Consider the following 13,258-nt stretch of genomic DNA (forward strand, 5'->3'; position numbering starts at 1 on the left):
GCACCGTAACTTCGGGAGAAGGTGCGCCGGTGAGGGTGAAGCACTTGCTGCGTAAGCCCACGCCGGTCGAAGATACCAGGCCGCTGCGACTGTTTATTAAAAACACAGCACTCTGCAAACACGAAAGTGGACGTATAGGGTGTGACGCCTGCCCGGTGCCGGAAGGTTAATTGATGGGGTTAGCTAACGCGAAGCTCTTGATCGAAGCCCCGGTAAACGGCGGCCGTAACTATAACGGTCCTAAGGTAGCGAAATTCCTTGTCGGGTAAGTTCCGACCTGCACGAATGGCGTAACGATGGCGGCGCTGTCTCCACCCGAGACTCAGTGAAATTGAAATCGCTGTGAAGATGCAGTGTATCCGCGGCTAGACGGAAAGACCCCGTGAACCTTTACTATAGCTTTGCACTGGACTTTGAATTTGCTTGTGTAGGATAGGTGGGAGGCTTTGAAGCGTGGACGCCAGTTCGCGTGGAGCCATCCTTGAAATACCACCCTGGCAACTTTGAGGTTCTAACTCAGGTCCGTTATCCGGATCGAGGACAGTGTATGGTGGGTAGTTTGACTGGGGCGGTCTCCTCCTAAAGAGTAACGGAGGAGTACGAAGGTGCGCTCAGACCGGTCGGAAATCGGTCGTAGAGTATAAAGGCAAAAGCGCGCTTGACTGCGAGACAGACACGTCGAGCAGGTACGAAAGTAGGTCTTAGTGATCCGGTGGTTCTGTATGGAAGGGCCATCGCTCAACGGATAAAAGGTACTCCGGGGATAACAGGCTGATACCGCCCAAGAGTTCATATCGACGGCGGTGTTTGGCACCTCGATGTCGGCTCATCACATCCTGGGGCTGAAGCCGGTCCCAAGGGTATGGCTGTTCGCCATTTAAAGTGGTACGCGAGCTGGGTTTAGAACGTCGTGAGACAGTTCGGTCCCTATCTGCCGTGGACGTTTGAGATTTGAGAGGGGCTGCTCCTAGTACGAGAGGACCGGAGTGGACGAACCTCTGGTGTTCCGGTTGTCACGCCAGTGGCATTGCCGGGTAGCTATGTTCGGGAAAGATAACCGCTGAAAGCATCTAAGCGGGAAACTTGCCTCAAGATGAGATCTCACTGGGACCTTGAGTCCCCTGAAGGGCCGTCGAAGACTACGACGTTGATAGGCAGGGTGTGTAAGCGCTGTGAGGCGTTGAGCTAACCTGTACTAATTGCCCGTGAGGCTTGACCATATAACACCCAAGCAATTTGTGAACTCGAAAGAGGCCAGATTGCGGTGTGTGAAGACGAAACGAACCGAAAGTTCGAATCTCACAAAACACCGAAGCTATCACATACCCAATTTGCTGAAGCGAGGCCAACGGGCCGCGACTCAGTACCCGAATTTCTTGACGACCATAGAGCATTGGAACCACCTGATCCCATCCCGAACTCAGCAGTGAAACGATGCATCGCCGATGGTAGTGTGGGGTTTCCCCATGTGAGAGTAGGTCATCGTCAAGATTAAATTCCGAAGCCCCTATCTGCTGATGCAGGTAGGGGTTTTGTTTTTGCCCGCAGGAAAGTCATTTTGTGTTTCTATGCAACTGTCTTGTGCATGGCTATCATGCGGGCCTCATTATCAGGGCGCAGTCCGCATGCTCACGTTGCTAAAACTTCTGAAGGATGGTCGCTTTCATTCAGGGCAGGCGCTGGGTGCTGCGCTGGGTATCAGCCGTAGTGCTGTATGGAAGCAATTGCAGCACTTGGAAGCAGAAATAGGGCTGTCTGTTCATAAGGTTCGAGGTAGGGGGTATCAGTTGGCTAAGCCTCTGGTGCTTTTGGATGCTGCAGAGATTCACGCAAAAGGCCTTCATGAGTGGCCTGTCCATATCTTTGATGCTATCGACTCGACCAACGCCGAGGCGCTGCGTTTGATCGAGCGTGGGGCGGCGGCGCCGTTCATGGTTTTGGCCGAGCGGCAGACCGCTGGTCGCGGTCGTCGTGGCCGTAAGTGGGTCAGTCCGTTTGCCGAGAACCTCTATCACAGCCTGGTCCTGCGCATTGACGGTGGCATGCGGCAGATCGAAGGGCTGAGCCTGGTCGTCGGACTTGCTGTCATGCATGCCCTGCGCGATATGGGGATCGCTGAGGCGGGGCTGAAGTGGCCTAATGATGTCCTGGTGGGAGAGAAAAAGATCGCCGGCATCTTGCTTGAGTTGGTGGGGGATCCTGCAGACGTTTGCCATGTTGTCCTGGGCGTGGGGATTAATGTGAATATGCAATCGACTGATGAGGTCGACCAGCAGTGGACATCCATGTGCCTTGAAGCAGGAAGGGATTTTGATCGAAATGAGCTGGTGGCACGATTGGGTGCGAAGCTTCAGCACTATCTGAGGCTTCATCACGCATCGGGGTTTGCCGCAATACAGTCGGAGTGGGAGCAATATCATCTTTGGCAGGGGAGGGCTGTCTCCCTGATTGCTGGTGTTAATAGAATTGACGGTGTTGTGCTGGGCATTGATCACCAGGGTGCGCTGCGTTTGAAGGTAGACGGTGTGGAAAAAAACTTTAGCGGTGGTGAGCTCAGTCTGAGGTTGCGTAATGATTCTTGAGCTTGACTGCGGCAATAGCTTTATCAAATGGCGTGTTCTTCGTGCTGACGGAGTGACGCCTGTCGAAGGTGGCGTGGTCAGCTCCGATAGCGATTTGCTGGTGAGCCTGAGTAACGCCGAGAAGTTCCAGCTCGAGAAATGTCGTCTTGTTAGCGTGAGGACCCTGGAGGAGACGGATTCATTGGTCGCCTCTCTCGTTGATGTGTTTGGGGTGTCGGTGACCCGTGCTGTGCCTGCCCGAGAAATGGCGGGGGTGAAAAACGGCTACCAGGATTACGAACGGTTGGGGCTCGATCGATGGTTGGCCTTGCTTGGTGGGTACCATCTTGCTTCAGGCGCGTGTCTGGTCCTTGATTTTGGTACTGCCATTACGGCTGATTTTGTGGCGGCGGACGGTGAGCATCTCGGCGGATTCATTTGTCCGGGCATGCCTTTGATGCGCAACCAATTGCGTACTCATACGCGAAGAATTCGCTATGACGATATGGCCGCCGAGCGAGCCCATGAGAGTCTCGCTCCAGGTCGGACAACTGTCGAAGCGGTCGAGCGCGGTTGCATGTTGATGCTTAGAGGGTTTGTCCTGACGCAGCTTGAATTGGCGCAGCAATATTGGGGAAAGGATTTCGTGGTGTTTCTCACGGGTGGGGACGCCAATCTGGTTTCCGGGGTTGTTCCTGATGCCAAGGTGGTGCCCGACCTGGTTTTTGTCGGTTTGGCGATGGCCTGTCCCTTGTCTTGAGGTTTCTATGCGGTGGTTGTTTCTGTTGTTGCTGGTTTTGAATGTCTTCTACTACATCTGGCATCAGCAGGAGGCCCCACTTCGCGCCAAGGATGTGACTCCGCTCAGTTTGTACCGCGGTTCGCAGCAGGATATTCACCTGTTGAGCGAAACGGCGGATGCACTTGTCAGGCGCGACCTGGGTAAATCCGGTGAGGCGCAAAAGACTTGTGTTTACTTGGGTGGTTTTGTTCGTCCGGAGCTGGCCAGGCAGTTGGAGCAGCGATTGGCTGCCTCGGGCATCGTAAGTCGTTCTGCTGCGCCGAACTCGCCAAATGTCCCTGAGGGTGGGGGATTCTGGGTTCAGGTTTCCCAGGAAAGCGCGGGAAAGGTGAATGAAACGTTGCTTCAAAACCTTTCTAAAGAATTCAATGAGTTAAAACATAAAATAATGCCATGCGAGGGGGTTGCACCCGCTGGGTAGTTTGCATAGAATGGCGCCCGCTTCGCAGCGAAGACCTTTAAAGGTTAGCGATACGAAGCGACGTCAACGCAGCTAACCTCAGGTTTTTAATGAGAAAATGCTTGACAGAAGGCTGGCATCATATAGAATGCCGGCTCGCTTAGGAGGGGTTCCCGAGCGGCCAAAGGGATCAGACTGTAAATCTGACGTCTACGACTTCGAAGGTTCGAATCCTTCCCCCTCCACCATTTTTAGCGTGAGCTGCAAGCTCCGCGGGTATAGTTTAGTGGTAGAACCTCAGCCTTCCAAGCTGATGATGCGGGTTCGATTCCCGCTACCCGCTCCAAGTTTGCAGGTTGTGCAAAGTGTTTCGCTCTTGTAGCTCAGTTGGTAGAGCACACCCTTGGTAAGGGTGAGGTCAGCGGTTCAAATCCGCTCAAGAGCTCCATATAACAAGGCAGATATGAAAATATCTGCCTTTGTTTTAATGGCTTGTGTGACTCGCTAAATTCTTCTCCTAGGGGTGATTTCGATGGCTAAGGAAAAGTTCGAACGTAATAAGCCGCACGTCAACGTTGGTACCATTGGTCATGTTGACCACGGTAAAACCACGCTGACCGCTGCTCTGACCCGTGTCTGCTCCGAAGTTTTCGGTTCGGCCAAGGTTGACTTCGACAAGATCGACAGCGCCCCGGAAGAGAAAGCTCGCGGTATCACCATCAACACCGCTCACGTTGAATACGATTCGGCCGTGCGTCACTACGCACACGTTGACTGCCCAGGTCACGCCGACTACGTAAAAAACATGATTACTGGTGCTGCCCAGATGGATGGCGCGATCCTGGTTTGCTCGGCCGCTGATGGTCCGATGCCTCAAACCCGTGAGCACATCCTGCTGTCCCGCCAGGTAGGCGTTCCGTACATCGTTGTCTTCCTGAACAAGGCTGACATGGTTGACGACGCTGAGCTGCTGGAACTGGTTGAGATGGAAGTGCGCGACCTGCTGAGCACTTACGATTTCCCAGGTGATGACACTCCAATCATCATCGGTTCGGCTCTGATGGCTCTGAACGGCCAAGACGACAACGAAATGGGCACCACTGCTGTCAAGAAGCTGGTGGAAACTCTGGACAGCTACATCCCAGAGCCAGAGCGTGCTATCGACAAGCCGTTCCTGATGCCAATCGAAGACGTATTCTCGATCTCCGGTCGCGGTACTGTTGTGACTGGTCGTGTTGAGCGTGGCATCGTCCGTATCCAGGAAGAAGTTGAGATCGTCGGTCTGCGCGATACTCAGAAAACTACCTGCACTGGCGTTGAAATGTTCCGCAAGCTGCTCGATGAAGGTCGTGCTGGCGAGAACTGCGGCGTGCTGCTGCGCGGCACCAAGCGTGACGACGTTGAGCGTGGCCAGGTTCTGGTCAAGCCAGGCACCGTCAAGCCGCACACCAAGTTCACCGCAGAAGTTTACGTTCTGAGCAAGGAAGAGGGCGGTCGTCATACTCCGTTCTTCAAAGGCTACCGTCCACAGTTCTACTTCCGTACGACTGACGTGACTGGTAACTGCGAGCTGCCAGAAGGCGTTGAAATGGTAATGCCAGGTGACAACATTCAGATGACTGTTACCTTGATCAAGACCATTGCGATGGAAGATGGTCTGCGTTTCGCTATCCGTGAAGGCGGTCGTACCGTCGGCGCTGGCGTCGTAGCCAAAGTCATCGAGTAAACAGTTGTAATGTCTTTTTCGGGCCGGCATAATGGTCGGCCTGATTTTGTTTTAGGTCAGTAGCTCAATTGGCAGAGCGACGGTCTCCAAAACCGTAGGTTGGGGGTTCGATTCCCTCCTGACCTGCCAGATTCACTCAGTGTGTCTGGCTTTCTTTTCACAGGATCTTCATAGATGACTCCTAAAGCTGAAGCTCAAGGCTCTCGCTTCGATCTGCTCAAGTGGCTAGTGGTAGTCGCTTTGGTGGTTATTGGCGTTGTTGGCAATCAGTATTATTCTGCTTCGCCGATCCTGTACCGCGTACTTGCATTGCTCGCCATTGCTGCTGTTGCTGCCTTTGTAGGCCTGCAGACAGCCAAGGGCAAGTCTTTCTTTGTACTCGCTAAGGAAGCTCGCACCGAGATTCGTAAAGTCGTATGGCCGACTCGCCAAGAAACCACGCAGACCACGTTGATCGTTGTGGCTGTTGTTCTGGTAATGGCGTTGCTGTTGTGGGGGCTCGATTCCCTGCTCGGCTGGCTTGTTTCCTTGATTGTTGGCTAAGGGTGTCCCGTGGCTAAGCGTTGGTACGTTGTGCATGCTTACTCGGGTTACGAGAAGCATGTTATGCGCTCGCTGGTAGAGCGCGTAAAGCTGGCTGGCATGGAAGATGGCTTTGGCGAAATTCTGGTCCCCACTGAAGAAGTGGTTGAGATGCGTAATGGCCAGAAGCGCAAAAGTGAACGTAAGTTCTTTCCGGGCTACGTGCTGGTACAGATGGACATGAACGAAGGGACTTGGCACTTGGTCAAGGATACCCCTCGGGTGATGGGCTTCATTGGCGGTACCGCCGACAAGCCTGCGCCGATCACAGATAAAGAGGCAGAAGCGATTCTGCGTCGCGTCGCTGATGGTAGCGACAAGCCGAAGCCGAAGACACTGTTTGAACCAGGTGAGGTTGTACGCGTCACCGACGGTCCATTCGCTGATTTCAATGGCACGGTTGAAGAAGTTAACTACGAAAAGAGCCGGATCCAAGTGGCAGTGCTCATTTTCGGTCGCTCTACTCCGGTAGAGCTAGAGTTCAGTCAGGTCGAAAAGGTCTGATTGAGCAGGCATCCCAACCCCGCAGCCCAAGGCTGTGGGGTTTTGTCGTCACTGGGATAAACGCGCAAGTAACCGGGGAGCCTTTCGAGGCGTTCGAACCCGTAATTGGAGTGCCTCATGGCCAAGAAAATTACCGCTTACATCAAGCTGCAAGTGAAGGCCGCTCAGGCTAACCCAAGCCCACCTGTTGGTCCTGCCCTGGGTCAGCACGGCGTGAACATCATGGAATTCTGCAAGGCCTTCAACGCCCGTACTCAGGGTCTTGAGCCAGGTCTGCCGACTCCAGTGATCATCACTGTCTACAGCGACCGTAGCTTCACTTTCGAAACAAAAAGCACCCCAGCTTCGGTTCTGCTGAAGAAGGCTGCAGGTTTGACCAGCGGTTCCGCTCGTCCAAACACCGTTAAGGTTGGCACCGTTACCCGTGCTCAGCTGGAAGAAATCGCGAAAACCAAAAACGCGGATCTGACTGCAGCTGATATGGATGCAGCCGTGCGTACTATCGCCGGTTCTGCTCGTAGCATGGGCCTTAACGTGGAGGGTGTGTAATGGCTAAGCTGACCAAGCGTCAAAAGGCTATCGCCGGCAAAATCGAAGCAGGCAAGGCCTACAACTTTGTAGACGCCGCCGCTCTGCTGGCTGAGCTGTCGACTGTCAAGTTCAGCGAGTCGTTCGACGTTGCTGTAAACCTGGGCGTTGACCCACGTAAATCCGACCAGGTCGTTCGTAGCGCTACTGTGCTGCCACACGGCACTGGCAAGACCGTTCGTGTAGCTGTCTTCACCCAGGGCCCAGCAGCTGAAGCTGCTCTGGCTGCTGGTGCTGATCGCGTAGGCATGGACGATCTGGCTGCTGAAATGAAGGGCGGCGACCTGAACTATGACGTAGTGATCGCATCCCCGGATGCCATGCGCGTTGTAGGTCAGTTGGGTCAGATCCTCGGTCCACGTGGTCTGATGCCTAACCCTAAAGTCGGCACCGTAACGCCAGACGTAGCCACCGCGGTTAAAAACGCCAAGGCTGGTCAGGTTCGTTATCGCACCGACAAAAACGGCATCATCCACACTTCCGTTGGCAAGATCGGCTTCGACGCCGTCAAGCTGAAGGAAAACGTTGAAGCCCTGATCGCTGATCTGAAGCGTATCAAGCCAGCTTCTTCGAAAGGTATCTACGTCAAGCGCGTTACCCTGAGCACCACTATGGGCCCAGGTCTGGTTATCGATCAGAGCTCGCTCGACGCGTAAGACTCAGGTTGGCGCAAGTAATTGCGCCAATCAAAAAATTGGGGTCCCTGCCTGGCGGGGGCTGTCCAAGACCGTAGGCGACGCAAGTCTTAAACCACAAGCCTACGCAGATGGTGCTCCCGGTTCCTTACCGAATCAGACACCAAAACGACATTCGGTTTCGACCGGATGAAACGGTAACAAGCAGGAGTTAAACCCGTGGCAATTAAACTCGAAGACAAGAAGGCCATCGTCGCTGAAGTCAACGAGGCTGCCAAAGCTGCTCTGTCCGCTGTCGTGGCTGATGCCCGTGGCGTAACAGTAGGCGCTATGACCGGACTCCGTAAAGAGGCTCGTGAAGCTGGCGTTTACGTACGTGTTGTACGTAACACCCTGCTCAAGCGCGCTGTTGCTGACACTGAATACAGTGTCCTCAACGACGTGTTCACCGGCCCGACCTTGATCGCGTTCTCCACCCAACATCCTGGCGCTGCTGCCCGTTTGTTCAAGGAATTCGCCAAAGGTCAGGACAAGTTCGAGATTAAGGCAGCTGCGTTCGAGGGCAAGTTCCTCGCAGCTAACCAGATCGACGTACTGGCAACTCTGCCGACCCGTGACGAAGCAATTTCCCAGCTGATGAGCGTGATTCAAGGCGCAACCAGCAAATTGGCTCGTACTCTGGCGGCACTGCGCGACCAGAAAGAAGCTGCCGCAGCCTAAGGCTCGACACTCCTTTTCGCGTTTTTTGTTTATTTCGATGGTCGCGTAGGCCGTCCCCCAATCCAGGAATTTAGAGTCATGTCTATCTCTCAAAACGATATCCTCGAAGCCGTTGGCAACATGTCCGTAATGGAAGTTGTTGAGCTGATCAAAGCTTTCGAAGAAAAATTCGGTGTTACCGCTGCTGCTGCTTCCGCTGGTCCAGCTGTTGCTGCTGCCGTTGCTGAAGAGCAAACCGAATTCAACGTCATGCTGACCGAAGCTGGCGAGAAGAAAGTAAACGTGATCAAGGCAGTACGTGAACTGACCGGTCTGGGCCTGAAAGAAGCCAAGGCTGTAGTTGACGGCGCTCCTGCCATGGTTCTGGAAGCTGTTGCCAAAGACGCAGCTGACAAAGCCAAAGCAGTTCTGGAAGAAGCAGGCGCTAAAGTCGAGCTGAAGTAAGCATCGACTTTGCGTCTCCAGCCCGAGCGTTAAGCGACAGGCTGATGGCTGGTGGCTCTTGCCACCGGCCTTTTTCCGTTATTGGCAGCCGACTGGGTCGGTGCTGATCGCGAGCTGTAACCACCCGATGTGGTGGCGCAAACCATGGGGTTTGCACGATTTTCTGGCTGCTCCCGTCGGGAGGGGCCAAACAAGCAGGTGACCAAGCTGGGGAACGCTGATGGCTTACTCATATACTGAGAAAAAACGTATCCGCAAGGACTTTAGCAAGTTGCCGGACGTCATGGATGTGCCGTACCTCCTGGCCATCCAGCTGGATTCGTATCGTGAATTCTTGCAAGCGGGAGCGACTAAAGATCAGTTCCGCGACGTGGGCCTGCATGCGGCCTTCAAATCCGTTTTCCCGATCATCAGCTACTCCGGCAATGCTGCGCTGGAGTACGTCGGTTATCGCCTGGGCGAACCGGCATTTGATGTCAAAGAATGCGTATTGCGCGGTGTTACTTACGCCGTACCTTTGCGGGTAAAAGTGCGCCTGATCATTTTCGACAAAGAATCGTCGAACAAAGCGATCAAGGACATCAAAGAGCAAGAAGTCTACATGGGTGAAATTCCCCTGATGACTGAGAACGGTACCTTCGTAATCAACGGTACCGAGCGTGTAATCGTTTCCCAGCTGCACCGTTCTCCGGGCGTGTTCTTCGACCACGACCGTGGCAAGACGCACAGCTCCGGCAAACTGCTTTACTCCGCGCGCATCATTCCTTACCGCGGTTCGTGGTTGGACTTCGAGTTCGACCCGAAAGACTGCGTATTCGTGCGTATCGACCGTCGTCGCAAGCTGCCTGCATCGGTACTGCTGCGCGCGCTCGGCTATACCACCGAAGAAGTGCTGGACGCGTTCTACACCACCAACGTCTTCCATGTGCAAGGTGAAAACCTCAGCCTGGAACTGGTGCCTCAGCGCCTGCGCGGTGAAATCGCTGTCCTCGATATCCAGGATGACAAAGGCAAGGTTATTGTCGAGCAGGGTCGTCGTATCACCGCTCGCCACATCAACCAGCTGGAAAAAGCCGGGATCAAAGAGCTGCAGGTGCCTCTGGACTACGTCCTGGGTCGCACCACGGCCAAGGTCATCGTGCATCCGGCCACCGGCGAAATCCTGGCGGAGTGCAACACCGAGCTGAACACCGAGATCCTGGCAAAAATCGCCAAGGCCCAGGTCGTTCGCATCGAGACGCTGTACACCAACGACATCGACTGCGGTCCGTTCATCTCCGACACGCTGAAGATCGACTCCACCGGCAACCAACTGGAAGCCCTGGTCGAGATCTATCGCATGATGCGTCCTGGCGAGCCGCCAACCAAGGATGCAGCCGAGACCCTGTTCAACAACCTGTTCTTCAGCCCTGAGCGTTATGACCTGTCTGCGGTCGGCCGGATGAAGTTCAACCGTCGTATCGGTCGTACCGAGATCGAAGGTTCGGGTGTGCTGAACAAGGACGATATCGTTGCGGTCCTCAAGACCCTGGTCGACATCCGTAACGGCAAAGGCATCGTCGATGACATCGACCACCTGGGTAACCGTCGTGTTCGCTGTGTAGGCGAGATGGCCGAGAACCAGTTCCGTGTTGGCCTGGTGCGCGTAGAGCGTGCGGTCAAGGAACGTCTGTCGATGGCTGAAAGCGAAGGCCTGATGCCGCAAGACCTGATCAACGCCAAGCCTGTGGCTGCGGCGGTGAAGGAGTTCTTCGGTTCGAGCCAGCTGTCCCAGTTCATGGACCAGAACAACCCGCTGTCCGAGATCACCCACAAGCGTCGTGTCTCCGCACTCGGCCCGGGCGGTCTGACCCGTGAGCGTGCAGGCTTCGAAGTTCGTGACGTACACCCGACGCACTACGGTCGTGTCTGCCCGATCGAAACGCCGGAAGGTCCGAACATCGGTCTGATCAACTCCCTGGCTGCCTATGCGCGCACCAACCAGTACGGCTTCCTCGAGAGCCCGTACCGTGTGGTGAAAGACGCCCTGGTGACCGACGAGATCGTGTTCCTGTCCGCCATCGAAGAAGCAGATCACGTGATCGCTCAGGCTTCGGCCACGATGAACGACAAGAAAGTCCTGATCGACGAGCTGGTCGCTGTTCGTCACTTGAACGAGTTCACCGTCAAGGCGCCGGAAGACGTCACCTTGATGGACGTATCGCCGAAGCAGGTAGTTTCGGTTGCAGCGTCGCTGATCCCGTTCCTCGAGCACGACGACGCCAACCGTGCGTTGATGGGTTCGAACATGCAGCGTCAAGCTGTACCCACCCTGCGTGCCGACAAGCCGCTGGTAGGTACCGGCATGGAGCGTAACGTTGCCCGTGACTCCGGCGTTTGCGTCGTGGCTCGTCGTGGTGGCGTGATCGACTCCGTCGACGCCAGCCGTATCGTGGTTCGTGTTGCCGATGACGAAGTTGAAACTGGCGAAGCCGGTGTCGACATCTACAACCTGACCAAATACACCCGCTCCAACCAGAACACCTGCATCAACCAGCGTCCGCTGGTAAGCAAGGGTGATCGGGTTCAGCGCAGCGACATCATGGCCGACGGTCCGTCCACCGATATGGGTGAACTGGCGTTGGGTCAGAACATGCGCATCGCGTTCATGGCATGGAACGGCTTCAACTTCGAAGACTCCATCTGCCTGTCCGAGCGTGTGGTTCAGGAAGACCGCTTCACCACGATCCACATCCAGGAACTGACCTGTGTGGCCCGTGACACCAAGCTTGGCCCAGAGGAAATCACTGCGGACATCCCGAACGTGGGTGAAGCTGCGCTGAACAAGCTGGACGAAGCCGGTATCGTTTACGTAGGTGCTGAAGTAGGCGCAGGCGACATCCTGGTGGGCAAGGTCACTCCGAAAGGCGAGACCCAGCTGACTCCGGAAGAAAAACTGCTGCGTGCCATCTTCGGTGAAAAAGCCAGCGACGTTAAAGACACCTCCCTGCGCGTGCCTACCGGCACCAAGGGTACCGTCATCGACGTACAGGTCTTCACTCGCGACGGCGTTGAGCGTGATGCTCGTGCACTGTCCATCGAGAAGACTCAACTCGACGAGATCCGCAAGGACCTGAACGAAGAGTTCCGTATCGTCGAAGGCGCAACTTTCGAGCGTCTGCGCTCCGCTCTGGTCGGCCACAAAGCCGAAGGCGGCGCCGGCCTGAAGAAAGGTCAGGAAATCACCGACGAAGTTCTCGACGGTCTTGAGCATGGCCAGTGGTTCAAACTGCGCATGGCTGAAGATGCTCTGAACGAGCAGCTCGAGAAGGCCCAGGCCTATATCGTTGATCGCCGCCGTCTGCTGGACGACAAGTTCGAAGACAAGAAGCGCAAACTGCAGCAGGGCGATGACCTGGCTCCAGGCGTGCTGAAAATCGTCAAGGTTTACCTGGCAATCCGTCGCCGCATCCAGCCGGGCGACAAGATGGCCGGTCGTCACGGTAACAAGGGTGTGGTCTCCGTGATCATGCCGGTTGAAGACATGCCGCACGATGCCAATGGCACCCCGGTCGATGTCGTCCTCAACCCGTTGGGCGTACCTTCGCGTATGAACGTTGGTCAGATCCTTGAAACTCACCTGGGCCTCGCGGCCAAGGGCTTGGGCGAGAAGATCAACCGTATGATCGAAGAGCAGCGCAAGGTCGCTGACCTGCGTAAGTTCCTGCACGAGATCTACAACGAGATCGGCGGCCGCAACGAAGAGCTGGACACCTTCACCGACCAGGAAATCCTGGATCTGGCGAAGAACCTGCGCGGCGGCGTTCCAATGGCTACTCCGGTGTTCGACGGTGCCAAGGAAAGCGAAATCAAGGCCATGCTGAAACTGGCAGACCTGCCAGAAAGCGGCCAGATGCAGCTGTTCGACGGCCGTACCGGCAACAAGTTCGAGCGCCCGGTTACCGTTGGCTACATGTACATGCTGAAGCTGAACCACTTGGTAGACGACAAGATGCACGCTCGTTCTACCGGTTCTTACAGCCTGGTTACCCAGCAGCCGCTGGGTGGTAAGGCGCAGTTCGGTGGTCAGCGTTTCGGGGAGATGGAGGTCTGGGCACTGGAAGCGTACGGTGCTGCATACACTCTGCAAGAAATGCTCACAGTGAAGTCGGACGATGTGAACGGCCGGACCAAGATGTACAAAAACATCGTGGACGGCGATCACCGTATGGAGCCGGGCATGCCCGAGTCTTTCAACGTGTTGATCAAGGAAATTCGTTCCCTCGGCATCGATATCGATCTGGAAACCGAATAACA

General features: G+C 55.2%; 11 protein-coding genes, 4 tRNA genes and 2 rRNA genes. All 17 read left to right on the forward strand.

All coding sequences use genetic code 11. The annotated features are described in order from the left end of the window. Positions 1-1,220 (forward strand): 23S ribosomal RNA (locus AD662_RS12370); the annotation flags it as partial. A gap of 155 nt (positions 1,221-1,375) precedes the next feature. Beyond that, positions 1,376-1,491: ribosomal RNA gene (gene rrf, locus AD662_RS12375) — 5S ribosomal RNA — on the forward strand. A 134-nt stretch (positions 1,492-1,625) separates the two neighbouring features. Further along, on the forward strand, positions 1,626-2,582 hold the full coding sequence (gene birA / locus AD662_RS12380) for a bifunctional biotin--[acetyl-CoA-carboxylase] ligase/biotin operon repressor BirA (RefSeq protein WP_053182468.1): 957 nt from the start codon (positions 1,626-1,628) through the stop codon (positions 2,580-2,582). Next, complete coding sequence (locus tag AD662_RS12385; protein ID WP_053182466.1) at positions 2,572-3,321, forward strand: pantothenate kinase; 750 nt, start codon at positions 2,572-2,574, stop codon at positions 3,319-3,321. Before birA ends, AD662_RS12385 begins: the two co-directional genes overlap by 11 nt. A gap of 7 nt (positions 3,322-3,328) precedes the next feature. Next, a complete protein-coding gene (locus AD662_RS12390) occupies positions 3,329-3,784 on the forward strand; it encodes a hypothetical protein (RefSeq protein WP_053182464.1) in 456 nt (151 codons plus the stop codon). A gap of 142 nt (positions 3,785-3,926) precedes the next feature. Beyond that, positions 3,927-4,011, forward strand: a tRNA-Tyr gene (locus AD662_RS12395). Positions 4,012-4,035: 24 nt separating this feature from the next. Further along, positions 4,036-4,109: transfer RNA gene (locus AD662_RS12400), tRNA-Gly, on the forward strand. 26 nt (positions 4,110-4,135) lie between these two features. After that, a tRNA-Thr gene (locus tag AD662_RS12405) sits at positions 4,136-4,211 on the forward strand. An 84-nt stretch (positions 4,212-4,295) separates the two neighbouring features. Continuing rightward, positions 4,296-5,489 carry an elongation factor Tu gene (gene tuf, locus AD662_RS12410; protein ID WP_003186103.1) on the forward strand — a complete coding sequence of 398 codons (1,194 nt, stop codon included), beginning with the start codon at positions 4,296-4,298 and terminating at the stop codon, positions 5,487-5,489. Positions 5,490-5,542: 53 nt separating this feature from the next. Then, positions 5,543-5,618, forward strand: a tRNA-Trp gene (locus AD662_RS12415). Positions 5,619-5,663: 45 nt separating this feature from the next. Beyond that, the gene (gene secE / locus AD662_RS12420; protein ID WP_003206102.1) at positions 5,664-6,032 is read left to right on the forward strand and encodes a preprotein translocase subunit SecE; all 369 of its coding nucleotides are present in this window, start codon (positions 5,664-5,666) and stop codon (positions 6,030-6,032) included. Positions 6,033-6,041: 9 nt separating this feature from the next. After that, positions 6,042-6,575: a transcription termination/antitermination protein NusG gene (nusG, locus tag AD662_RS12425; protein ID WP_003186097.1), complete on the forward strand. Its 534-nt coding sequence runs from the start codon at positions 6,042-6,044 to the stop codon at positions 6,573-6,575. Positions 6,576-6,692: 117 nt separating this feature from the next. After that, positions 6,693-7,124 (forward strand): 50S ribosomal protein L11, encoded by a 432-nt coding sequence (gene rplK, locus AD662_RS12430; RefSeq protein ID WP_003176435.1) that lies wholly within the window; start codon positions 6,693-6,695, stop codon positions 7,122-7,124. Continuing rightward, positions 7,124-7,819 (forward strand): 50S ribosomal protein L1, encoded by a 696-nt coding sequence (rplA, locus tag AD662_RS12435; RefSeq protein WP_003186095.1) that lies wholly within the window; start codon positions 7,124-7,126, stop codon positions 7,817-7,819. The genes rplK and rplA overlap by 1 nt, the downstream gene beginning before the upstream one ends. A 198-nt stretch (positions 7,820-8,017) precedes the next feature. Continuing rightward, positions 8,018-8,518, forward strand: coding sequence for a 50S ribosomal protein L10 (rplJ, locus tag AD662_RS12440; protein ID WP_003206099.1), 501 nt, complete (start codon positions 8,018-8,020; stop codon positions 8,516-8,518). Between the two features lie 78 nt (positions 8,519-8,596). Next, complete coding sequence (gene rplL, locus AD662_RS12445) at positions 8,597-8,962, forward strand: 50S ribosomal protein L7/L12 (RefSeq protein WP_003206098.1); 366 nt, start codon at positions 8,597-8,599, stop codon at positions 8,960-8,962. 220 nt (positions 8,963-9,182) lie between these two features. Continuing rightward, positions 9,183-13,256: a DNA-directed RNA polymerase subunit beta gene (gene rpoB, locus AD662_RS12450; RefSeq protein WP_024619109.1), complete on the forward strand. Its 4,074-nt coding sequence runs from the start codon at positions 9,183-9,185 to the stop codon at positions 13,254-13,256. The last annotated feature ends 2 nt before the right edge of the window (positions 13,257-13,258 follow it).

The organism is Pseudomonas kilonensis (assembly GCF_001269885.1).
GTDB classification, from domain to species: Bacteria; Pseudomonadota; Gammaproteobacteria; order Pseudomonadales; family Pseudomonadaceae; genus Aquipseudomonas; species Aquipseudomonas kilonensis.